The organism is Cellulomonas sp. NPDC055163 (assembly GCF_053607065.1).
Genome location: NZ_JBSGSU010000001.1, coordinates 787,666 through 810,534, shown reverse-complemented (window position 1 = coordinate 810,534; position 22,869 = coordinate 787,666). Strand labels below are relative to the sequence as shown.

15 protein-coding genes and 1 pseudogene are annotated in these 22,869 nt (G+C 73.2%); 9 read left to right on the top strand and 7 right to left on the bottom strand.

All coding sequences use genetic code 11. The annotated features are described in order from the left end of the window. Nucleotides 1-527 precede the first annotated feature (527 nt). Nucleotides 528-1,512, top strand: a pseudogene (locus ACWFNE_RS03425) (IS481 family transposase). A gap of 294 nt (nucleotides 1,513-1,806) precedes the next feature. Here ACWFNE_RS03425 and dnaB read toward each other — a convergent pair. Further along, nucleotides 1,807-4,095 (bottom strand): replicative DNA helicase, encoded by a 2,289-nt coding sequence (gene dnaB, locus ACWFNE_RS03420; protein ID WP_452121133.1) that lies wholly within the window; start codon nucleotides 4,093-4,095, stop codon nucleotides 1,807-1,809. A gap of 462 nt (nucleotides 4,096-4,557) precedes the next feature. Here dnaB and ACWFNE_RS03415 point away from each other — a divergent pair, with 462 nt between their 5' ends. Then, a complete protein-coding gene (locus ACWFNE_RS03415; protein ID WP_452121051.1) occupies nucleotides 4,558-5,880 on the top strand; it encodes an MATE family efflux transporter in 1,323 nt (440 codons plus the stop codon). 229 nt (nucleotides 5,881-6,109) lie between these two features. Here the strand turns inward: ACWFNE_RS03415 and rplI are convergent, their stop codons facing one another. The 5 genes from rplI to ACWFNE_RS03390 all read right to left on the bottom strand — a co-directional run bounded on the left by rplI (nucleotide 6,110) and on the right by ACWFNE_RS03390 (nucleotide 10,673). Next, a complete protein-coding gene (gene rplI, locus ACWFNE_RS03410; protein ID WP_034624455.1) occupies nucleotides 6,110-6,559 on the bottom strand; it encodes a 50S ribosomal protein L9 in 450 nt (149 codons plus the stop codon). Between the two features lie 16 nt (nucleotides 6,560-6,575). Then, complete coding sequence (rpsR, locus tag ACWFNE_RS03405; protein ID WP_034624459.1) at nucleotides 6,576-6,812, bottom strand: 30S ribosomal protein S18; 237 nt, start codon at nucleotides 6,810-6,812, stop codon at nucleotides 6,576-6,578. 89 nt (nucleotides 6,813-6,901) lie between these two features. After that, a complete protein-coding gene (locus ACWFNE_RS03400) occupies nucleotides 6,902-7,429 on the bottom strand; it encodes a single-stranded DNA-binding protein (RefSeq protein ID WP_452121050.1) in 528 nt (175 codons plus the stop codon). Nucleotides 7,430-7,521: 92 nt separating this feature from the next. Further along, nucleotides 7,522-7,815, bottom strand: a complete 294-nt coding sequence (rpsF, locus tag ACWFNE_RS03395; RefSeq protein WP_034624464.1) for a 30S ribosomal protein S6 — start codon at nucleotides 7,813-7,815, stop codon at nucleotides 7,522-7,524. Nucleotides 7,816-8,234: 419 nt separating this feature from the next. After that, nucleotides 8,235-10,673 (bottom strand): transglycosylase domain-containing protein, encoded by a 2,439-nt coding sequence (locus ACWFNE_RS03390; protein ID WP_452121049.1) that lies wholly within the window; start codon nucleotides 10,671-10,673, stop codon nucleotides 8,235-8,237. A 471-nt stretch (nucleotides 10,674-11,144) separates the two neighbouring features. On the opposite strand from ACWFNE_RS03390, the gene ACWFNE_RS03385 reads away from it, so the two are divergent. The 4 genes from ACWFNE_RS03385 to ACWFNE_RS03370 all read left to right on the top strand — a co-directional run bounded on the left by ACWFNE_RS03385 (nucleotide 11,145) and on the right by ACWFNE_RS03370 (nucleotide 16,595). After that, nucleotides 11,145-11,804, top strand: a complete 660-nt coding sequence (locus ACWFNE_RS03385; protein ID WP_034624518.1) for a PadR family transcriptional regulator — start codon at nucleotides 11,145-11,147, stop codon at nucleotides 11,802-11,804. Further along, nucleotides 11,801-12,895 carry an inositol-3-phosphate synthase gene (locus ACWFNE_RS03380; RefSeq protein ID WP_452121048.1) on the top strand — a complete coding sequence of 365 codons (1,095 nt, stop codon included), beginning with the start codon at nucleotides 11,801-11,803 and terminating at the stop codon, nucleotides 12,893-12,895. The genes ACWFNE_RS03385 and ACWFNE_RS03380 overlap by 4 nt, the downstream gene beginning before the upstream one ends. Before the next feature lie 220 nt (nucleotides 12,896-13,115). After that, the gene (locus tag ACWFNE_RS03375) at nucleotides 13,116-14,438 is read left to right on the top strand and encodes an MFS transporter (RefSeq protein WP_452121047.1); all 1,323 of its coding nucleotides are present in this window, start codon (nucleotides 13,116-13,118) and stop codon (nucleotides 14,436-14,438) included. 9 nt (nucleotides 14,439-14,447) lie between these two features. Then, on the top strand, nucleotides 14,448-16,595 hold the full coding sequence (locus ACWFNE_RS03370) for a SpoIIE family protein phosphatase (RefSeq protein ID WP_452121046.1): 2,148 nt from the start codon (nucleotides 14,448-14,450) through the stop codon (nucleotides 16,593-16,595). Between the two features lie 153 nt (nucleotides 16,596-16,748). Here ACWFNE_RS03370 and ACWFNE_RS03365 read toward each other — a convergent pair whose 3' ends face one another. Beyond that, nucleotides 16,749-18,233, bottom strand: a complete 1,485-nt coding sequence (locus tag ACWFNE_RS03365) for a CCA tRNA nucleotidyltransferase (RefSeq protein WP_452121045.1) — start codon at nucleotides 18,231-18,233, stop codon at nucleotides 16,749-16,751. Nucleotides 18,234-18,379: 146 nt separating this feature from the next. On the opposite strand from ACWFNE_RS03365, the gene ACWFNE_RS03360 reads away from it, so the two are divergent. From ACWFNE_RS03360 to murJ, 3 genes are read left to right on the top strand one after another with little or no spacing between them, the layout of a single operon-like run. Beyond that, nucleotides 18,380-18,925: an NUDIX hydrolase gene (locus ACWFNE_RS03360; protein WP_452121044.1), complete on the top strand. Its 546-nt coding sequence runs from the start codon at nucleotides 18,380-18,382 to the stop codon at nucleotides 18,923-18,925. After that, entirely contained in the window at nucleotides 18,922-21,237 is a 2,316-nt protein-coding gene (locus ACWFNE_RS03355) for a DUF6049 family protein (RefSeq protein WP_452121043.1), read from the top strand. Before ACWFNE_RS03360 ends, ACWFNE_RS03355 begins: the two co-directional genes overlap by 4 nt. After that, a complete protein-coding gene (gene murJ / locus ACWFNE_RS03350) occupies nucleotides 21,234-22,865 on the top strand; it encodes a murein biosynthesis integral membrane protein MurJ (RefSeq protein ID WP_452121042.1) in 1,632 nt (543 codons plus the stop codon). The genes ACWFNE_RS03355 and murJ overlap by 4 nt, the downstream gene beginning before the upstream one ends. Nucleotides 22,866-22,869 lie beyond the last annotated feature (4 nt).

The following is a 22,869-nucleotide window of genomic DNA, read 5'->3' as shown; positions in this document are numbered from 1 at the left end:
TGTCGCACCGCGGGCACGCGGGCCGGTCAGGGGTAGTTGGACGGTCCGTCCTCAGCCGATCGAGTGGAGTCGCTCCTGTCTGCACCGCCGCCGGCGAGCGGGCAGGTCAGGGTCGCTAGGTGTGACACGGGCTTTGAGTTGGGAGCGTAGCAAAGGCCTCCGGTTGTGAAGTGGAGCTGTCGAGGAACCGCTTCGCGAACCTGGAGGCTTTCGTGTCCCACGCTAACGCTGCCGTGACCCCGAGAGCACGGCTTGGCACAGCTACCGACCTGGGTGCACTTCTACAACCATCACCGCATCCACTCCGCCATCGGCGGCACGCCCATCAGCAGGCACAACAACCTGCCTGAGACATCACAGCTAGACCATTCGTCGCCGGCGGAGAGGTGGCGCCACTCGCCTCCGACCGAGGGTGCGATGCTGTGCGGTGACTAGATGTACTGACCAAGACCGTTGTTGACGTGACGAGAGACCTCCGGGTCGAGTTGGAGCTGTCTAGGAACCGACTCTGACCACGGAGGTCTCTCGTGTCTCACGCTAACGCCCGGTTGACCCCGGCCGGCAGGTTCACGCTCGTGTCCCGGATCGCTGCGGGTCGTCCGGTCGCGCATGTCGCGGGGGAGATGGGGGTCTCGCGCACGACGGCGTGGCGGTGGTGGCGCCGCTTCCAGGCCGACGGCCGTGCTAGGTCTGGTGGACCGCCCGAGCATCGCCCACACCCATCCGCGCCGGACCCCGGCCTGCGTCGAGACGCGGATCAGGGTCGCGCGGATGCTGTCGCGGCGAGGACCGGTCTGGATCGGCCACCACCTGGGCCTTCCCGCCTCGACCGTCGGACGCGTCCTGGCCCGTCACCGCGTCCCGGCGCTGCGGGACTGCGACCCGCTCACGGGGCAGGTCATCCGCGCAGCCCGGTCCTCGGCGAACCGCTACGAGCATGACTACCCCGGCTCCCTGGTCCACATCGACGTCAAGAAGCTCGGACGCATCCCTGACGGCGGCGGGTGGAAGGCCCACGGTCGGGTCGCCCGGGTCGCCGACCGGCACAAGGCCGTCCCGATCGGCTACGACTACGTCCACACCGCGATCGACGACCACTCCCGACTCGCCTACGCCGAGATCCACGGCGACGAGAAGGGCACCACCTGCGCCGAGCTCCTGACCCGCGCCGCGGCGTTTTACGCCTCTCACGGCATCACCATCGAACGCGTGATCAGCGACAGCGCCCGGAACTACCGTCGCGCCCACGTCTTCCGTGACGCCGCGAACCACCTCGGCATCACGCTGAAGTTCATCCGACCGCACTGCCCCTGGACCAACGGCAAGGTCGAACGCCTCAACCGCACCCTGGCCCGGGAATGGGCCTACTCACGCGTGTTCACCTCAAACACCGAACGCGCCAACGCCTTGCCCGCCTGGCTCGAGCACTACAACCTGGAACGACCCCACCTCGGCATCGGCGGCCTTCGACCCATCGACCGCGTCAACAACGCTCCGGGTCAGTACAACTAGACGCTCTGCCGCCAAGGCCGGGCGTCGCGGCCCAGCAGGCCTGGAGTCGGCGCGGGGTAGTTAAAGTACCGGGCCCGAAAATTTCAAAGCACCTAGCATCTCGACAGGTACACAGTCCTCCCTGGAGGGCTCCTACCCAGACGGGACTACTGGCCGCGAGGTAGCGATTAGTTCACGCTCCGCGCTTAACGAACCCGTCGCGGATCTCTTGAGTAGGCGTGTCTCGACGTCAGGTTACGAAACGTATCTGCACGACTGAGAAAGAACGGCTGCACGTCGACATGTGCTCAGGGACTACGCCTGCATGTCCACGAAGCGCGAGTAATGGCCCTGGAACGCCACCGTGATCGTGTCTGTAGGCCCGTTTCGGTGCTTGGCGACAATAAGATCGGCCTCACCCGCCCGAGGTGATTCCTTTTCATAGGCATCTTCGCGATGCAAAAGTATTACCATGTCAGCATCTTGCTCGATAGAGCCCGATTCACGAAGGTCGCTCATCGCCGGCCGCTTGTCCGTGCGCTGCTCCGGCCCACGGTTCAGCTGCGAGATCGCGATGACCGGGACCTCGAGCTCCTTGGCGAGGAGCTTGAGCGCACGCGAGAACTCCGAGACCTCCTGCTGGCGGGACTCGACACGCTTGCCGGACGACATGAGCTGCAGGTAGTCGATCACGACGAGCTTGAGGTCGTGGCGCTGCTTGAGCCGCCGGCACTTGGCGCGGATCTCCATGAGCGACATGTTCGGCGAGTCGTCGATGAACAGCGGCGCCTCGGAGATCTTGCCCATCGTGGCCGCGAGCTTCTGCCAGTCGTCCTCACCCATCTGGCCGGTGCGCATCTTCTGCAGGTGGATGCGCGCCTCGGCGGAGAGCAGACGCATCGTGATCTCGTTGCGGCTCATCTCGAGCGAGAACACGACGGCGGCCTGGTTGTGCTTGATCGCCGACGACCGCACGATGTCGATGCCGAGCGTCGAGTTGTGGGTCGGGACCATCGACCGGCTCGCGAGGTACAGGTGGTCCGGGTGGTCGATCTCGACGCAGCGGACTGGGACGGACTCGATCGGCTCGACCGAGACGACCATGCGCTGGCGCAGCCGCGGCGTCGAGGGGCGCCGGCGCTCCTTGTGGGCCAGACGCTTGCGCTCGAGCGCGAAGACGTCGTCGTCCGTCGTGAAGGTGAGGGTGAACGCCGTGGACGACTCGGCGCTGCGGCCGCGGACGGTGCGCGTCGACCAGCCGGTCCGGTACCCGAGCGAGTGCACGAGCTCGCGCACGTCCTCGGCGAGCCGGCGGCTCGTGACCGTGAACTGCGGGCTCCCCGTGGGGTTGACCGTGCCGTCGGTGTCGAGCAGGCCGGCGAGCAGCTCCCGCCTCTGCGCCTCGCTCGCACGCAGGTACGCCGCAGGGATGTGCTTGTTCGCCAGGACTCCCAGCCCGCGCAGCAGATCGACGACGCCGCTCTCGGACGAGGGCAGACCCAGCGTGTACAGCCGTGCGGGTCCGTCGGTGACCCCCGTCTGCCGCGCGACGAGCCCGCGTCCCTCGATCCGCATCGCGATCTCGGGGTCCGCCGACGTGAAGCGGGCCGACGCCGAGTGGCCGTCGCCGAGCCACACGCCCAGCGCGTACGGGTCGACCGGCAGGTCGCCGTCCGGGAGCGCAAGCGGGGCAGCGGTCTGGACGGAGTGGTTCGCCCGGCCGTCCGCCGTCACGCAGCGGACCGTCGCCGCGAGCTCCTCGGTGGTCCGCACGACGGCAGAGCCGCCTGGGGGCAGCTGGCGCTCGGCACGCGTCCGGGTCGCCCACTCGTGCTGGGCGTCCGCGACGATCGTCGTCCCGTCGTCGAACGTCACGCGGTAGCACGGGCGACCCGTCATCACGGGCGTGGCCGCGACAACGGTCGTGCGGGTGCCGTCGGCCGCGATGAGCTCGTCGCCGACCTGCACCTCGCCCATGGTGGTCCAGCCCGTCGGCGTGGGCAGCGGGGTGTCGAGGGAGAGCGCCTTGCCGATGGCCGGTCGCGCCGCGATCACGATCATCTGCCCCGGGTGCAGCCCGTTCGTGAGCCGGTCGAGGTCCGCGAACCCCGTGGGCACGCCGATCATGCCCTCGCCGCGGTGGCCGGCGGCCTCGATCTCGTCGACCGTGCCGCCGATGACCTCACCGAGCCGGTGGTAGTCCTCGGTGGTCCGGCGCTCGGTGACCGCGTAGACCTCGGCCTGGGCGTTGTTGACGATCTCGTCGACGTCGCCGCCGTCGGTCGCGTACCCGAGCTGGACGATGCGCGTCCCGGCCTCGACGAGGCGGCGCAGCACGGCGCGCTCGCGCACGATGCGGGCGTAGTACCCGGCGTTCGCGGCGGTGGGGACGGCCGAGATGAGCGTGTGCAGGTAGGGCGCCCCGCCGATGCGGGTCATGTCGCCACGCTTGGTGAGCTCGTCGGCGACGGTGACGGCGTCGGCGGGCTCGCCGCGGCCGTACAGGTCGAGGATCGCGTCGTAGATCGCCTCGTGCGCCGGGCGGTAGAAGTCGGTGCCGCGCAGCTGCTCGACGACGTCGGCGATCGCGTCCTTCGAGAGCATCATGCCGCCGAGCACGCTCTGCTCCGCCGCGACGTCCTGCGGAGGGGTCCGGTCGTAGCCGCCTCCGGCACGCACACCGTCGGACGGCGCGCCGTACTCGAGCTCCTCGATCGTCACAGACTTCCCCCGACTTCACCGTGCACGTTGTCGAACATGTGTTCTATCAGGAGATACTGACAAGCTCCCGCGCCGTCCTCCCCGGACGCCCCCTGGAGCATCTTCGCCCGCGCCGTACGCGAGGCTAAGGTGCTGCCTCCGGACACGCCAAGAACGGCGTCCACAGGCCCTGGGGACAACCCGATCGCGCTTGTGGACCCCCCTCACGGCACTGTGCACAGGTCGTGGACAGGCCTGTGGACAAAGGTGGACGGCGGCCCGAAAGACGCCTCTCACCGGGAGAGACGCCGTGCACCGTTGTGGACGAGGAGAAAGTTGGCCAGGAGTTCACAGGGTGGACGTTCCGTGTCCAGCCTCGACCGGCAGGTCCTCGCGCTCGCCGTCCCCGCCCTCGGCGCACTCGTCGCGGAGCCCCTGTTCGTGCTGGTCGACTCCGCCGTCGTCGGGCACCTCGGGACGTCCGAGCTCGCCGGGCTCGCGCTCGCCTCGACCGTCCTCGTGACCGTCGTCGGGCTCTGCGTCTTCCTCGCCTACGCCACCACCGCGGCCGTGGCCCGGCACCTCGGGGCGGGCGACAGGGTCGCCGCGCTGCGCCTCGGGGTCGACGGGATGTGGCTCGCCGCGGGGCTCGGCGTCCTGCTCGCGCTCGGCCTGTGGGCCTCCGCACCCTGGGCCGTCGACGCGCTCGGGGCCGACGGCGCCGTCGCCGGGCACGCCGTCACCTACCTGCGCTGGTCCGCGCCCGGCCTGCCCGGGATGCTGCTGGTCCTGGCCGCGACCGGCGCGCTGAGGGGGCTCCTCGACACCCGCACCCCGCTCGTGGTCGCCGCGTCCGGCGCGGTCGTGAACGCGGTCCTCAACGTGGCGCTCGTGTACGGCGCCGGGATGGGGATCGCCGGGTCGGGGCTCGGGACGGCGCTCACGCAGCTCGGCATGGCCGCCGTGCTCGTCATCGTCGTCGTGCGCGGCGCCCGGGTCGTCGGGGCGCCGCTCTCCCCCGCCGCCGCCGGCATCCTCGGGCAGGCCCGCGCCGGCGCTCCCCTGCTCGTGCGGACCGTCTCGCTGCGGCTCGCGATCCTCCTGACCGTCTGGGTCGCGACCGCGCTCGGCCCCGTCGCGCTCGCCGGGCACCAGGTCGTGGGCGCGGTCTGGGGGCTCACCGCGTTCGCGCTCGACGCGCTCGCGATCGCCGCGCAGGCCCTCGTCGGGCACGCGCTCGGTGCCCGTGACGTCCCCCGGGTGCGCGCCGTCCTGCGGCGCACCGTCACCTGGGGCGTCGCGGCCGGCGCGGCCCTCGGGGTCGTGATCGCCGTCGCGTCGCCGCTGCTCGCCCGGCCGTTCACGTCGGACCCCGCCGTCCGGGACGCCGTCGTCGCGGGGCTGCTGGTCGCCGCCGTCACCCTGCCGGTCGCGGGCTGGGTCTTCGTGCTCGACGGCGTCCTCATCGGCGCCGGCGACGGTCGGTACCTCGCGTGGGCCGGCCTCGTGACCCTCGCCGCGTACGTGCCGTGCGCGCTCGCCGTCCACGCGTGGGCGCCCGACGGCGCCGCCGGGCTCGCGTGGCTCTGGGCGGGGTTCGCCGGGGTGTTCATGCTCGCCCGGGCCGCGACGACGGCGCTCCGGGCCCGCGGCACCGCGTGGATGGCCGACGGCCCGACGTCGCGCTGACAGCGCCCCGCGCCACCCGCCCACCCGTCCGGCGCTCCACCCGTCAGACGCCCCACCCGTCAGACGCCCCATCCGTCAGGCGCTCCGCCCGTCCAGCGCGCCCTCGTCGCCCGCGTCCGTCCCCTACGCCCGGTCGTGGCACGGCCCTCGCCACCGCTCCGCCGCCCGACGACGCACGAGGCCGGCGCCCCCTCAGGGGCACCGGCCTCGTGTCACGCGTCCGAGCGGGTCAGGCAGCGACGACCTTGACGGTCACCGTGGCCGAGACCTCGGCGTGCAGGCGGACCTGCACCTTGTACTCACCGGTCGCCTTGATGGGCTGACCGATCTCGATCTTGCGCTTGTCGACCGTCTGGGCACCGTTCGCCTTGACCGCGTCCGCGATCTCCGCGGTCGTGATCGCACCGAACAGACGGCCCGACTCGCCGGCCTTCGCGGTGACGACGACGGGCTTCGACTGCAGCGAGTCGCGCACCGCCTGGGCACCCTCGAGGCTCTCGATCTCGCGGGCCTTGCGGGCCTTGCGGATCGCGGTGATCTCCTTCTCGGCGCCCTTGGTCCAGGGCGTCGCGAGGGAGCGGGGCACGAGGTAGTTACGGGCGTACCCGTCCTTCACCTCGACGACGTCACCCGGGGCACCGAGACCGGTGACCTCGTGGGTCAGGATGAGCTTGGCCATGAGTGTCGCCTCCTTCTCAGCGTGCCGACGACGAGTACGGCAGGAGAGCCATCTCGCGGGCGTTCTTGACGGCGCGTGCGATCGCACGCTGCTCCTGGACGGACACACCGGTCACTCGGCGCGCGCGGATCTTCCCGCGGTCCGAGATGAACTTGCGCAGCAGCGCAGTGTCCTTGTAGTCGACGACGTCGATCTTCGCCGCCTTGAGCGGGTTCATCTTCTTCTTGGGCTTGCGGACAACGGCCTTGGCCATCGTGGTGCTCCTTCTCAAGTACCGGAGCCCGGGGAGTTGCCATGCCCCGGGATGGGTGTGTCAGTGGTGCTGGGCAGGCAGGCTGCCGGTCAGAACGGGGGCTCGTCAGAGAACGACCCACCAGAGGCGCCGCCGGGGGCCGGCGTGGCCCACGGGTCGTCCTGCTGCTGGTTGCCGCCGCCGCCATAACCGCCGCCGCCGTTGAAGCCGCCACCGCCGCCCCCGCCGAAGCCACCGCCGCCGCCACCCGAGCGCTGGGCCCGGGTGACCTTCGCGGTCGCGTAGCGGAGGGACGGGCCGACCTCGTCGACCTGCATCTCGTACACCGTGCGCTTCTCGCCCTCGCGGGTCTCGTAGGAGCGCTGCACGAGACGGCCCTGCACGATGACGCGGGTCCCCTTGGTCAGGGACTCCGCGACGCTCTCCGCCGCCTCACGCCACACCGAGCAGCGCAGGAACAGCGTGTCGCCGTCCTTCCACTCGTTGGACTGGCGGTCGAACGTGCGAGGGGTCGAGGCCACGGTGAAGTTCGCCACGGCCGCACCCGAGGGGGTGAAGCGCAGCTCGGGGTCCCCGGTCAGGTTCCCGATCACCGTGATGACGGTCTCACCAGCCATGCCAGCTCCTTGTGACGTCAGTTCGTCGGGGAGCTCGTCGCGGAGCTCGCCGTGGGGTCAGTGGTGCGCACCGTACTCGCGCGGTCCGACGCTCAGGCGTCGGCGCGGAGCACCTTGGTGCGCAGGACGACCTCGTTGAGGCCCAGCTGGCGGTCGAGCTCCTTGGCGGTCGCGGGCGACGCCGTGAAGTCGACGACCGCGTAGATGCCCTCGGACTTCTTCTGGATGTCGTACGCCAGGCGGCGACGGCCCCAGATGTCGACCTTGTCCACGGTTCCACCGTCGTTCTTGATGACGGTCAGGTACTTGTCGAGCGAGGGAGCGACGGTGCGCTCCTCGATCTCGGGGTCGAGGATGATCATGATCTCGTACTGACGCAGGCTCATACCCACCTCCTCTGGTCTCGGCGGCCACGGTCTGTCCGTGGCAGGAGGGTCCTCATGCGTCGCGGCACCTCGACGCGGGCCCGGAGGCCCGTGGGGTGGTGCCGCACGCCGTGCCCGGGTCCCGCGTCGATCGGCGACGGCAACCAGAGGCACAGCAACGGTCCAGCCTACCGGCTCGAGGGCCCGGACCGAAATCCCGGGCCGGTCGAGGTCCCGGGCCGGTCGAGGTCCCGGGCCGGTCGAGGTCCCGGGCCGGTCGAGGTCCCGGGCCGGTCGAGGTCCCGGGCCGGTCGAGGTCGCGCCGCGGCAGGACGAGGCTCAGCCGCGCGGCGCCGGGCGCCCAGACGCCCGAAGCCGGACGCGAGCGGGGCCGGGGACGACGTGCGTCCCCGGCCCCGCCGACCTCGCTCGCGACCTTACTACCCGCCTCCGGCGTTGCCGCCGCCGGCACCGCCGCCGGCACCGCCGCCGGCACCGCCACCTGCGCCGCCGGCGCCCTCCACCGGCGGCGTCGCCTGCGTCGGGCTCGGCTGCGGCTGCTGCGTCTGCGTCGGCGCCGGGGTCGCCGTCGGCTTCTTCGCCGGGCCCGTCGAGACGACGATCGCGACCGCCGCGCCCTTGGTGAGCATCGTGCCGCCGCCCGGGCTCGCGCTGATCACGCGACCCGCCGCGACGGTCTCGGACGCCTGCTGGGACACCGCCGGCGAGAGGCCCGCGTTGACCACCGCGGCCTCGGCGTCGGCCTGGGTCTTGCCCTCGAGGCCGCCGGGGACGGCGACCTGCGTCTCGGCCGGGGGCTGGGTCTCGACGGGCGCCTCGGTCTCCGTGGCGGTCGCCGTCGGCGTGGGCTTCTTGCCGACGTTCGCGCGCTTCGGGAACTGCTTGACCTCGGCGTACGCCGGCTGCTGGAACACCTGCTCCATGTACTTGGCCCAGAGCGCCGAGGGCCACGACCCACCCGTGATCTGCTTGATCGCCCGGCCGCGCCCGTCGACCCCGAACTCGGTGATGCGCACCGGGTCCTTCATGTTCTCGCCGACCTGCGTGAACGCGACGGCCGTCGCGATCTGCGGCGTGAAGCCCACGAACCACGCCGACTTGTTGTCGGTCGACGTGCCCGTCTTGCCCGCGATCGGGCGCCCGAGGGGCTTGACGTAGGTCTCGCCGGAGCCCTTCTCGACCACCTGGGTCATCGCGTAGGTCGTGTCCGCCATCACGTCGGGAGCGAAGACCTGCTTGGGCTCGTCGGTGCCCCCGCGGTAGGCGACGGTGTCGGGGTCCGTGATGTAGCGCGCCTCCCGGACGATGAACGGCTTGTGGTAGACGCCGCTCGAGGCGATCGTCGCGTACGCCGTGGCCATGTCGAGCGGGTGCACGGCGTCGGGCCCGAGCACGTTCGACGGCTTGTCGACGAGCGGGGTCGTGATGCCGGCGCGCGTCGCGGCCTCCACGGTCTTCTGCGGCGTGACCATGTCGTTGAGCTGCGCGTACACGGTGTTGACCGAGTCGGCGGTGGCGTCCGCGAGGTTCATCTCCGGCAGGGACGTCTCACCGAAGTTGATGATCTCCTCGTTCGGCCCCCACGAGTCGAGCTTCAGGGGGCTCGCGCCCGAGAACCGGGTCTCGAGGCTGATGCCCTGCTCGAGCGCCGCGATGAGGGTGAACGGCTTGAACGTCGACCCCGCCTGCGCGGTGTCGCGGGTCACGCGGTTGATCTGGTCGGTCAGGAAGTCCTGGCCGCCGTACATCGAGACGATCGCGCCGTCCCGGGTGTCGAGCGAGACGACGCCCATCTTGAAGTGCGCGACGTCGGGCGTGCCGCCGGCGAGGCTGCCGTCCCAGACGGTGTTCGCCTGGGCGACGACGGCGTCCTGCAACGGCTGCTGGATCGTCGTCACGACCTGCAGGCCGCCGGTGTACAGGATGTCCTCGGTGATGCCCTTCGTCTCGAGCTCGTCCTTGACGAGCTCGAGGATGTACCCGTTGGTGCCTGCGAAGGTGTTGGAGCGGCTGTACGCCACGAGCGAGTCGGTCGGGAACACCGCGGCCGCACGCTCCTCGGCGGTGATGTGCCCGTCCTCGACCATGATGTTCAGGACGCGTTCCCAGCGCTGCTGCGCCTTGTCGGGGCTCTTCGCGGGGTCCCAGTTGTTCGGCGACGGGATGATGCCGGCGAGCATCGCGGCCTCGGAGAGGCTGAGGTCCGCGGCGTTCTTGCCGAAGTACGACTTCGCGGCCGTCTGGATCCCGTAGGAGTCGCGGCCGAAGTAGATGGTGTTGAGGTAGCGCTCGAGGATCTCGGGCTTCTCCTCGGCCTGGGCGATCTTGACCGCGAGCAGCGTCTCGCGCGCCTTGCCGAGGTAGTCCGAGGTCGTCTTGCCCGTGTAGTACCGCTCGACGTACTGCTGCGTGAGGGTCGACGCGCCCTGGGTGTCGCCGCCGCGCACGTTGTTCCACAGCGCGCGGACGATGCCCTTCGGCGAGATCCCGCTGTTCTCCCAGAACGTGCGGTCCTCCGACGCGATGACCGCGTCGCCGACGTAGTCCTGCAGCGTCGTGAGGTCGACGAGCTCGCGCTTCTGCTCGGCGAAGGTCGCGATCGGTGCACCGAGCGTGCCCTCCGGGGAGCCCTCGGCCGGGGCGAAGTACACGGTCGACGCCTGGAACTTGGCGTCCTCCGACGGGTCGGGGATCGTCGTGACGGCGTACGCGGCGACGAGCGCGCCGAGGCCGAGGAAGCCGACGGTCAGCACCGAGCCGAGCATGAAGCGCCACGACGGCAGCCACCGGTGCAGGCCGTCGTAGCCCGAGCGGGGGTAGTCGAAGAACCGGCGTCGTCCGGCGGGCCGGCCCGCCACGGGGGCGGAGGCGACGCGCGACGCACGGCGCCGCGACGGCGCCGGGGCTCTCCGGTTGCTGCTCGCCAACGCACTGCCTTCCTGCCGGGGACTCGGGTCGCGGCCCGGGCACGGGGGGTACCGGGCGGACCGCCGGTTCAGTATGGACGACCCTCCTGGACCCGGCGCCCGTTCGATGTCCGGTCTTCACATCATGGGCACCCGATCCGCGCGTCGTGCCTGCGTGTCGCACAGGGAGGGCGTGGTGCGGCTCACAGCACGGGACGGGCGCGTGCCCGACGAGGCACCCGGGGGCCCGGTCCGACGCCTGCGCGCGCCGGGATCGCCCCTCCCGGACCCGGCCGGACGCACCGTGCTCGCCGACTGGTTGCCGCGAGGCATCGCCGCGACGTAGTGTGCGGATGTATCAGTTCGATACATCGATTCCCGGCTCTCAGCCGGTGCACGGCCGACGAGCCCGAGGAGGTGCACGTGCGCGGACGTACCGACGTCCTCGAGCCGGCCATCCTCGGCCTGCTCCACGAGGCACCCATGCACGGCTACGAGCTGCGCAAGCGCCTCAACCTCGTGCTCGGCTCGTTCCGGGCGCTGTCCTACGGCTCCCTCTACCCGTGCCTCAAGTCGCTCGTCGCGCGCGGCTGGATCGCCGGCACCGAGTCGGCCGACGCGCCGCCGCACGCCCTGTCGGGCAAGCGGGCGCGGATCGTCTACCAGCTCACGGCGGACGGCAAGGAGCACTTCCAGCAGATCCTCGCGTCGTCCGGCCCGTCGGCGTGGGAGGACGAGAACTTCGACGTCCGGTTCGCGTTCTTCGCGCAGACCGACGCCGAGACGCGGCTGCGGATCCTCGAAGGTCGGCGCAGCCGGCTCACCGAGCGCCTCGAGACGGTCCGCCAGTCGTTCGCCCGGACCCGGGCCCGCATGGACGAGTACACGCTCGAGCTCCAGCGGCACGGTCTCGAGCAGGTCGAGCGCGAGGTGCGCTGGCTCGACGACCTCATCGACAACGAGCGCGGCCTGCGTCGCGCCCGTCCCTCAGGTGCTGGCCACCCGGCCGTCACCGACATCCAGATAGCTGTCGACGGCGCCTCGGGCACCCCGGCACAGACAACCGAGAAGGAGCGAGGATGACCTCCATCCGCGTCGCCATCGTCGGCGTCGGCAACTGCGCCGCGTCGCTCGTCCAGGGCGTGCACTTCTACGCCGACGCCGAGCCGGACACCCGCGTCCCGGGCCTCATGCACGTGCAGTTCGGTCCGTACCACGTGCGTGACATCGAGTTCGTCGCCGCGTTCGACGTCGACGCGAAGAAGGTCGGCTTCGACCTGTCCGACGCCATCGGCGCGTCGGAGAACAACACCATCAAGATCGCCGACGTCCCGCCGACCGGCGTGACCGTCCAGCGCGGCCACACCAACGACGGCCTCGGCAAGTACTACCGCCAGACCATCGAGGAGTCGGACGCCGAGCCCGTCGACATCGTCGCCGCGCTGCGCGAGGCCCGTGCCGACGTCCTCGTCTGCTACCTGCCCGTCGGGTCCGAGGTCGCCGCGAAGTACTACGCCCAGTGCGCCATCGACGCCGGCGTCGCGTTCGTCAACGCGCTGCCCGTCTTCATCGCCTCCGACCCGGAGTGGGCCGCGAAGTTCGAGGCCGCCGGCGTCCCCATCGTCGGCGACGACATCAAGTCGCAGGTCGGCGCCACGATCACGCACCGCGTGCTCGCGAAGCTCTTCGAGGACCGCGGCGTCGTGCTGGACCGCACGTACCAGCTCAACGTCGGCGGCAACATGGACTTCAAGAACATGCTCGAGCGCGACCGCCTCGAGTCGAAGAAGCTCTCGAAGACGCAGGCCGTCACCTCCAACATCGACGAGGGACCCCTCGCCGGCAAGAAGGAGGACCGCAACGTCCACATCGGCCCGTCGGACTACGTCGCGTGGCTCGACGACCGCAAGTGGGCGTACGTGCGCCTCGAGGGCCGCGCGTTCGGCGAGGTGCCCCTGAACCTCGAGTACAAGCTCGAGGTCTGGGACTCCCCGAACTCGGCCGGCATCATCATCGACGCCGTGCGCGCCGCGAAGATCGCCCAGGACCGCGGCGTCGGCGGCCCCATCCTGTCCGCGTCGACGTACTTCATGAAGTCGCCGCCGGTCCAGATGGAGGACACCAAGGGCCGCGCGCAGCTCGAGGCGTTCATCCGCGGCGACGTCGAGCGCTGACCCCCGCGTCACGTACGACCCGCAGCACCCCGCACGACCCGGACGAGGCCCGGCGCTCCCGCAGCGCCGGGCCTCGTCCCGTCGTGTCCTGTCCCGTCGGGGTCCGTCGGGGCCCGTCGGACCGATCGGCGTCCCGCGCCGCCCTGCCGACGCACCGGCGTCGCCGCCGCGGGAGCACCGCCCGTCCGTACGACCGGACCCCGCCGGATAGCCTGACCCGATGCGCGTGATCGGCGAGCTCCGCCAGCTCCTGCGGCTCCCCGGCTTCCGCCGCCTCTTCGCCGTCCGGCTCACGAGCCAGACCTCCGACGGCATGTTCCAGGTCGGGCTCGCGACCCTGTTCTTCTTCTCCCCCGAGAGCGCGAGCACCGCGACGGGGGTCGCCGCGGCGTTCGCCGTGCTGCTGCTGCCGTTCACCATCGTCGGGCCGTGGGCCGGGGTCCTGCTCGACCGGTGGCGCCGGCGCCAGGTGCTGCTCGTCGGGAACCTCGTGCGCGTCGCGCTGACGCTGACGATCGCGGTCCTCATGGCGACGAGCGGCGTCGGGCCCGCGGTCTACGTCCTGGCGCTCGTGACGCTCTCCGTCAACCGGTTCCTGCTCTCGGCGCTGTCCGCGTCGCTCCCCCGCGTCGTCGACGGCCCCCTGCTGCTCACCGCGAACTCGCTGACCCCGACGCTCGGGGCGGCCGCGGCGGGCGTCGGCGGCGGCGTCGGGCTCGTGCTCGGGCTCGTGCTGCCCGAGGGGCGGGCGCAGGACGTCGGGGCGCTCGTGCTGGCCGCCGCGCTCATGGCCGCCGCGTCGGCCCTCGCGCTCCGGCTGGGCCGCGACCAGCTCGGGCCCGACGCGCGCGCCGCCGGCGAGGAGCTGCGCCGTGCGCTCGGGATGCTCGCGCGCGGGCTCGTCGCCGGGGCCCGGCACCTCGTCGCGCGGCGCACGCCGGCCCTCGCGCTCGGCGTCATGGCGGTGCACCGGTTCCTCTACGGCGCGACGTTCATCGCGAGCATCCTCATCTCCCGGAACCTGCTCTCCGACCCCGCCGACGCCGACGCGGGGCTCCGCACGTTCGGCACGGTGCTCGCCGCCTCGGCCGTCGGATTCGCCCTCGCGGTCGTGCTCACGCCGGTCCTGAGCCCGCGCACCGGTCCGCAGGCGTGGATCGTGCTGTGCCTCGCGGGGGCGGCGCTCAGCCAGCTGCTGCTCACCGTCACGGTCGAGCGGTGGGCGGTGCTCGTCGGTGCCGGGGCGCTCGGCCTCGCCGCCCAGGGAGCCAAGATCGCCGTCGACACGATCGTCCAGCGCGACACCGCCGACGAGTTCCGCGGGCGGGCCTTCGCGCTGTACGACGTGCTCTACAACGCGGCGTTCGTGGGCGCTGCGGCGCTCGCCGCGGCGACGCTCCCGGACACCGGCTGGTCGCGGGTCGTGTTCGCGCTCCTCGCGGTCGCGTACGCGCTCGCCGCCGTCGTGTACCGGAGCGCCTCGGCCCGCTCCGCGAGCGGTGTCACCCCCGTCCCGGTGTCGCCCGCCCGAGGCGAACCCTAGACTCTCGACGTGCAGCCGGACGACCATGCCCCGAGCGCGAGCGCGAGCGCGAGCTCGCCCCGGACCACGGACCCTCGCGCCACCGCGGTGCTCCCCGCGATCGTGCACGACAAGCCGGCTGCCACGCTGCTCGTCGATGTGGAACGCGGGACCGTCGTCTTCGCGAACCGCCTCGCGGTCGAGCTCGCGCCCGGGCTGCACCTCCCGGTCACGCTCGCGGACTGGTCGCTCGAGGCGGGCCTCGTGACCCCCGACGGCGCTGCGCTCGGCGCGGGCGAGTTCTCGCTCGCCGACCTGGCCGCGGGTCGCCCCGCGCGCGGGGTCGCGGTGACCGCCGCGCGTCGCTCCGACGAGTCGGCCGCGCGCGAGGCGATGTGGGTCGTCGGCGTCCCGCTCACCGACGCGCCGGCGCCGCTGACCCGGCAGTCGCTCGTGATCCTGCTCCCGGTGCGCGAGGAGGAGGCGCTGCGTGCCCTCCAGGACCGCGCCGGCGACCTGCACGCGCGCGCGGCGATGGCGAGCGAGCTGTCGTTCACGATCTCCGACCCGCACCAGCCGGACGACCCGCTCGTGTGGGTCAACCCGGCGTTCGAGCGCGTCACGGGGTACGACGCCGCCGACTCGCTCGGCCGCAACTGCCGGTTCCTGCAGGGCCCGGACACCGACCGCGCGACGATCGCGCGCCTGCGCGAGACGCTGCGCCACGGCGAGACCTTCGCGGAGACGATCCTCAACTACCGCAAGGACGGCACGCCGTTCTGGAACCAGGTCGTCATCAGCCCGGTGCTCGACGCGGACGGCGTCATCACGCACCACGTCGGCATCCAGGCCGACGTCTCCGAGCGCGTCGAGGCCGAGCGGGCGCGCGACCTCGCGCTCGACGAGGCCCGGGTCACGAGCGAGCGCCTGCAGCTGCTCGCGGAGGTCGTCGACGCCCTCGCGCACCACCTCGACTACGGCGACGCGGTCGACGCGCTCGCGGACGTGGCCGTGCCCGCGCTCGCGACCTGGGGCTTCGTGACCGTCACGTCCGACGCCGGCCGCATCGAGCGCATCCACATCGCGACGACGCAGCCCGAGCACGACGCCGCGGCCCGGATCCTCGAGACCGAGGACCTGTCGTGGCTCATCCGTTCCCCGAGCGTCGCCGCGGCCCTCGCGAGCGAGTCCGGGTTCGTCGCCGCACCGTTCCCCGTCGACCTCGCGCACCTCCCCGAGCGCACCACCCCGCGGCAGCTCGACGCGCTGCGCGAGCTCGGCCTGGGCAGCGCGCTGGTCGTCCCGCTGCGCGCCCGCGAGCGCGTGATCGGCGTGCTGTGCCTCGTGCGCGGGTCCGTCGACGGCTTCCCGCGCACGGTCGTCGACACCGCGGCGCACCTCGGCCAGCGCGCCGGGCTCGCGCTCGACAACGTGCGGCTCTACCTCCGCGAGCGCGAGGCCGCCCTCACGCTGCAGCACTCGCTGCTCCCGGAGATCCCCGACGTCGAGGGGCTCGACCTCGCCGCGTCCTACGTCCCCGCGGTGCACCGCGCGCAGGTCGGTGGTGACTGGTTCGACGTGCTGCCGCTCCCCGACGGCGCCCTCGGGCTCGCGGTCGGCGACGTCGTCGGGCACGACCTGCGCGCCGCGGCGTCGATGGGCCAGCTCCGCTCGGTGCTGCGCTCCTACGCGTGGAGCGGGGAGCGGGCCGGCCGGGTCGTCGCGCACCTCGACGAGCTCGTGCGCGGGCTCGGCATGGCCGACATCTCGACGTGCGTGTACCTGCGGCTCGAGGTGGCCGACGGCGCTGCGGACGGGGACCGTCGGCTCACGTACAGCCGCGCCGGGCACCCCACGCCGCTGCTGCGCCTGCCCGACGGCGAGGTCGTCGCGCTGTCCGGTGCGCTCGCGACCCCCATCGGCGTGACGACGCTCGGCGAGCCGGCACCCGAGGCCGAGCAGCTCATGCCGCGCGGTTCGGTGCTCGTCGTCTACTCCGACGGGCTCGTCGAGCGGCGTGACCGCTCGCTGCGCGAGGGCATCGCCGAGCTGACCCGGACCCTCGGCGAGCTCCCGGCGGGCGCGACCGCGGGCGAGGTCCGCGACGAGCTCGTCGGGCGGCTCGTGTCCGCGCGCCAGGAGGACGACGTGTGCCTCCTCGTGGTCCGCATCCCCTGACGGACCGCCGGGCCGCTGAGGCGCACGGGGCCACCGGACCGCCGGCTTCCGGGCCGCACCGGGCCGCCGGGACGCGCCGTGCCACCGGTGAGCCGGACCGGGCCGGGTTGGTCCGGGGCGGGAGCGGCGCCCCGCGCACGCGCCCCGCGCCGGTCAGTCCTGCTCGGCCGCCCACCACGCGAGCAGCTCCGCGCGTGCCGCGTCGTGGTCGAGCGGGCCCTGCTCCATCCGCAGCTCGAGCAGGTGCTTGTAGGCCTTCCCGACCGTGGGGCCCGGCGGGATGCCGAGGATCTCCATGATCGCGGCGCCGTCGAGGTCGGGGCGGATCGAAGCCAGCTCCTCCTGCTCGCGCAGCCGCGCGATGCGGACCTCGAGGTCGTCGTACGCGCGGGACAGGCGCTCGGCCTTGCGGCGGTTGCGGGTCGTGCAGTCCGAGCGTGTGAGCCGGTGCAGCCGCTCGAGCAGCGGGCCGGCGTCCGTCACGTAGCGCCGCACCGCCGAGTCGGTCCACGCGCCCTCGCCGTACCCGTGGAAGCGCAGGTGCAGCTCGGTGAGCCGCGAGACCGCCTGCACGGTGGCCTTGTCGAACCGCAGGGCCTTGAGCCGCCGGGCCACGAGCTTGGCGCCGACGACCTCGTGGTGGTGGAAGCTCACGCCGCCGCCCTCCTCGAACCGGCGCGTCGCGGGCTTGCCGATGTCGTGCAGCAGCGCCGCGAGCCGCAGCACCAGGTCGGGGCCGGGCACCGGTCCGGTCGGGGCGTCGACCGTGCCGGTCTCGAGGTCGATCGCCTGCTCGAGCACGATCAGGGAGTGCTCGTACACGTCCTTGTGGCGGTGGTGCTCGTCGATCTCGAGCCGCAGCGCGGGCAGCTCGGGCAGCACGTGGTCCGCGAGGCCGGTCGCCACGAGCACCTCGAGCCCCTCGCGCGGGGACGGCGAGAGCAGCAGCTTCGTCAGCTCGTCGCGCACGCGCTCGGCCGAGACGATCGTGATGCGCTCCGCCATGTCGCTGATCGCCGCGAGCGCGTCGTCGTCCACCGTGAAGCCGAGCTGGGCGGCGAACCGTGCGGCGCGCATCATGCGCAGCGGGTCGTCGTCGAACGACTGCCGGGCGGCCACGGGGGTGCGCAGCGTGCGGCGCGCGAGGTCGGCGAGCCCGTCGAACGGGTCGACGAAGGTGAGCTCGGGGACGCGCACCGCCATCGAGTTGACCGTGAAGTCGCGGCGCGAGAGGTCGCCCTCGAGCGTGTCCCCGAACACGACCTCGGGCTTGCGCGACGCCGGGTCGTACGCGTCGGTGCGGTAGGTCGTGACCTCGACGACGACGTCGGCGCCGCCCCGGCGACGGCCGTGCCGGCGTGCGCCGATCGTCCCGAACGCCTTGCCGATGTCCCAGTGCGCGTCGCCCCACGCGGCGAGCAGCGCGAGGGTCTGGTCGGGGGTCGCGGACGTCGCGAAGTCGAGGTCGTTGCTGACCCGGCCGAGGAACGCGTCGCGCACGGGCCCGCCGACGAGCGCGAGCTCGTGGCCGGCGGCGCGGAAGACCTCGCCGAGCTCGAGCGCGTCCGGCGCGAGGTCCGCGAGGACCGTCAGGGCGCGGCGGCGGAGCTGGAGCAGGTCGGTGGGGTCGGTGGGCACGACGCCCAAGCCTGCCAGATCGGGCGCGCGGGCGTGGGTGAGCGTCCGTGCGGGGCGCGAGCGCAGCGCTCTGCCGGGCTGGGGGTGGGCGAAGGGGTGCCGCAGAGGGTGAAGGACCCGTCGTGCGACACGGTTACAGTGTCGACATGCCGAGCCCTGCGCGTCCTGATGGCGTACCCACGCCACCGGGCGGGCACGCGCTCCGGATCGAGCTGCGGAGCGCGTCCGTCCGCCCTGCCCCTGCGGTCCTGCCCGTCGTCGAGGAGACCAGCGCGGGCGGGCTCGTCGTGAGCACGCTGCACGGCGTCCACCACGCGGCGGTCATCGCGCGCCGCAACCGCGCCGGGCGGCTCGAGTGGTGCCTGCCCAAGGGGCACCTCGAGGGCGTCGAGACCCCCGAGGAGGCCGCCGTCCGCGAGATCGCCGAGGAGACCGGGATCCTCGGGCAGGTGCTGCGCCGGCTCGGCGTCATCGACTACTGGTTCACCGGCGACGACCGGCGCGTGCACAAGGTCGTGCACCACTTCCTGCTCGGGGCGGTCGGCGGTGAGCTGACCGTCGAGGGCGACCCGGACGGCGAGGCGGAGGACGTCGAGTGGGTTCCCGTGACGGAGCTCTCGGGACGCCTCGCCTACCCGAACGAGCGTCGGCTCGCCGAGGCGGCCCACGTCGTGCTCACCAGCCCGGCATGAGCGCAGCACCGCCCTCGCGCGGCACGGCCGAGCCGCGCCCCGGCCGTCCCCGCCGCACGGCGCGCGCGACCCTCCGTCGTCCCCCGCGCACGCGCCTGCTCGCCCGCTCCGCCGGCCTGCTCGCGGTGCTCGCCCCGCTCGTCGGCGTGACGCCCGCCCCCGCCGCCGCCGCACCCGCGACCGACGAGCTGCCCGTCGCCGTCGGCGTCACGGAGGTCAGCCCGCAGGTGCTCGCGCCCGACCAGGACCTGCGCGTGACCGTCACGGTCCGCAACGACGGCGACACCGAGCTCGCCAACCCGAGCGCGGTCCTGCGCCTGAGCCGCACACGGCCCGGGACGAGCGCCGAGCTCGACGCCTGGGTCGACGCCGACGCGCGGGCGAGCGCCGGCAGCGCGGTCGGGCGGCCCGTCCCGCTCGACGCGCCGCTCGCCCCCGGCGCGTCGGCCGACGTCGCCTTCGACGTGCCGGCCGCGTCGGTCGGCCTGCTCGACACCCCCGACGCGTGGGGGCCCCGCGGCCTCGCCGTCGAGCTCCTCGACGGACGCCGCCGCATGGGGATCGACCGCACGTTCCTGCTGTGGCTGCCCGACTCGCAGGACCTCCCGCAGACCCGGCTCAGCGTGCTCGTGCCCGTCGTGGCGTCCGCGCCCGGTGCCGGCCCGGCGTCGGCGACGAGCGCCGAGGTCCCGGCACCGACCGGGGACGCGCCGGAGGAGCCGGCTCAGGGCGACGAGGCCGACGAGGGCACCGACGCCCCCGACGGCACCGAGGAGCACGCCACCGACGAGCCGGCCCCCGAGCCCACCGACGAGGCCGTCCCCGACGGACCCGTCCAGCCCGAGGACGCCGCCCTCGAGGCGCAGACCGGTCCCGAGGGCCGGCTGCGCGCGCTGCTGACTGCGAGCAGCGCGAGCACCGGGCTGTCCTGGGCGCTCGACCCGGCGCTCGTCGAGCGCGCGGCCACCGCCGGCCCCCGGTCCGCCGAGTGGCTCGACGAGCTCCGTGCGGCCGCCGAGGGCCGCGACCTGCTGGCCCTGCCGTGGGCCGACCCCGACCTCGCGGCGCTCGCGCACTCCGACCGGCCCGACCTGCTCACCGCGGCGCTCGCGTCGACGTCCGCCGCCCGTCCCCTCGTCGGTCAGCCGGCCACACCCGTGCAGTGGGCCGCCGACGACGTCCCGGACCTGCGCAGCGCCGCGCTCGCCGCCGGGACCGACGTGCCGTCGCTCGTCGTCGGGCCCGGTGCGCTCACCCCCGCGCGCACGACGTCCACGACGCCCGGCGCCGTGACGAGCGTGCGGACCGCCGACGGGACCGTGACGGCCCTCGTGCCCGACCCCACGCTGAGCGCGCTGCTGGCCGACCCGGGCCGGCTCCAGCCCGGCGCGACCGCGGCGACGCTCGCCCAGCGGCTGCTCGCCGAGACCGCCGTCGTCGCGCACGAGGACCGCGACACCGTGCCGCACCTGCTCGCGACCGTGCCGCGCGACTGGTCCCCCGACGCCGGCCTCGTGACAGCGGCGCTCGACGCGCTCGACGCCGCGCCCTGGGTCCGCCTCGCTCCCGCGAGCGCGCTCCTCGACGCAGCACCCGACACGACCGACCGCGAACCGCTCCCCGACGTGAGCCGCGCCACCGGCGAGCTCTCGGCCGCGACGGTCAACGCGCTGGCCGACGCCCGGAACGCGGCCGTCGCCTTCGCCGCGGTGCTCGAGGACCCCGAGGAGCACCTCGCCGGGCTCGACCACGAGGTGCTGCGCCCGCTGTCGGTCGCGTGGCGCGCCGACGAGGAGGGCCGCCGGGACGTCGTCCGGACCGCGCTCGCCGACGCGACCGCCCGGCGCTCCGGACTCAGCGTCGTGCTGAGCGAGCGGTTCACGATCATCTCCAGCACGAGCCAGATCCGCCTCGCGCTGCGCAGCACCCTCGACCAGCCCGCGACGGTCCGGGTCGAGATGCGCCCGCGCAAGGCGTGCCTCGAGGTGGGCGACGCACCGACGGCGACCGTCCAGCCCGGCGCCGAGCAGACCGTCGTCGTCGAGGTCAGCGCCAACGCGAACTGCGACGTGCTCGTCGACGTGTTCGCGCTGGGACCCGACGGCACCTCGGTCGCGACGGCCGGGCGCTTCAGCGCGCACGTGTCCCCCACCATCGAGAACGTCGGCACGGCCGTCGTGGGCGCCTTCCTGGCGCTCGCGCTGCTCCTCGGCATCGTGAAGACCGTGCGCCGCGGCCAGACGGCCCGGCGCGGAGCCCGGCTCGCGGCACAGGCCGTGCCCGGCGACGAGAGCGAGACGACCCCCGTATGACCGCCGCCCCCACCAAGCCGTCCGGCCTGGGCCGCTCGACGGCGCTCATGGCGTCCGGCACCGCCGCCTCGCGCCTGCTGGGCCTCGTGCGCAACAGCGTGCTCGTCGCGACGATCGGCCTGCTCGGCTCGGCGGCGAACGCGTTCGGCGCCGCCAACAAGCTGCCGAGCATCCTGTACCTGCTCATCGCCGGCGGGGCGCTCAACGCGGTGCTCGTGCCCGAGGTGGTGCGGGCCTACCGCCGGGCCGACGGTCACGTCTACGTCGACAAGCTGCTCACGCTCGGCATCGTCGGGCTCGCGGGGCTCACGCTCGTGCTCACGGCCGCGGTCCCGCTGCTGACGTCGCTCTACGCCGACTTCCCGGACCCCGAGGTGCAGCGCCTCACGGTCGCGCTCGCGTACTGGTGCGTGCCCCAGGTGTTCTTCTACGGGCTGTACGCGCTGCTCGGGCAGGTCCTCAACGCCCGCGGCAGCTTCGGGCCGTTCATGTGGGCGCCGGTCGTCAACAACGTCGTCGCGATCGCCGGTCTCGCCGTGTTCGTGGCCCTCTGGGGCACGCGGGTGCCGGCCGACGGGCAGGCGGGCGACGTGTCGTGGTGGGGCCCCGAGCAGATCGCGGTGCTCGCGGGGACGGCGACGCTCGGGGTCGTCGCGCAGGCGCTCGTGCTCGTCGTGCCGCTGTACCGCAGCGGCTTCCGCTACCGGCCGCGCTGGGGACTGCGCGGATCGGGGCTGGGGGCGGCCGCGCGCGTGGCGCTGTGGACGTTCCTCGGGCTCGTCGTCGGGCAGGTCGGTGTCCTCGTCGTCTCGCGCGTCACGACCGCCGCCGGCACCGGGGAGACCGCGGGCAACGTCGTCTACGACAACGCGTTCCTGCTGTTCATGCTGCCGCACTCGCTCGTCACGGTGTCGCTCATGACCGCCCTGTTCACGCGGCTGTCGGCCAAGGCCGCGGCGGACGACCCGGCCGCGGTGCGCGACGACCTCAGCCTCGGCCTGCGCACCGTCGGGCTGTTCACGGTGCTGGCGACCACCGGGATCGCGGTCCTCGCGTACCCGATCGTGCGCGCGATCTTCCCGGCGACCACGAACGGGGCGTCCGACCTCGCGACGGTCGTCGTCACGATGGTCGCCGGGCTCGTCGCGTTCGGCGCGTGGTCGATGTGCCAGCGGGTCTACTACGCCTACCAGGACGCGCGGTCGATGATCCCGATCCAGGTCGCGATGATGGTCGTCGTCGTCGCCGGGACACTGCTCGGCCGGGCCGTGCTCGGCCGTGAGCTGTGGGTGGCCGCGGCCGGCGTCTCCATGACGGTCTCCTACGTCCTCGGCGCGGTCGTCGCGCTCGTCGTGCTCCGCGGCCGGCTCGGAGGGCTCGACGGGCGGCGCGTGCTCGTCACGCACGCGAAGGCGGTCGCGGCCGCGCTCGTCGCCGCCGGGGCCGGAGCCCTCGTCGTCCGCCTGCTCGGGCCGGTCGGGTCCGCCCTCGACGCCCTCGTCATGTGCGCCCTCGGCGGCGCCGTCATCGTCGGGGTCTACGCCGCGGTGCTCGTCGCGCTGCGGGCTCGGGAGCTCCAGACCCTGGTCGGTCCGCTGCTGCGGCGCATACGCCGCACCCGCGCCTGACGCC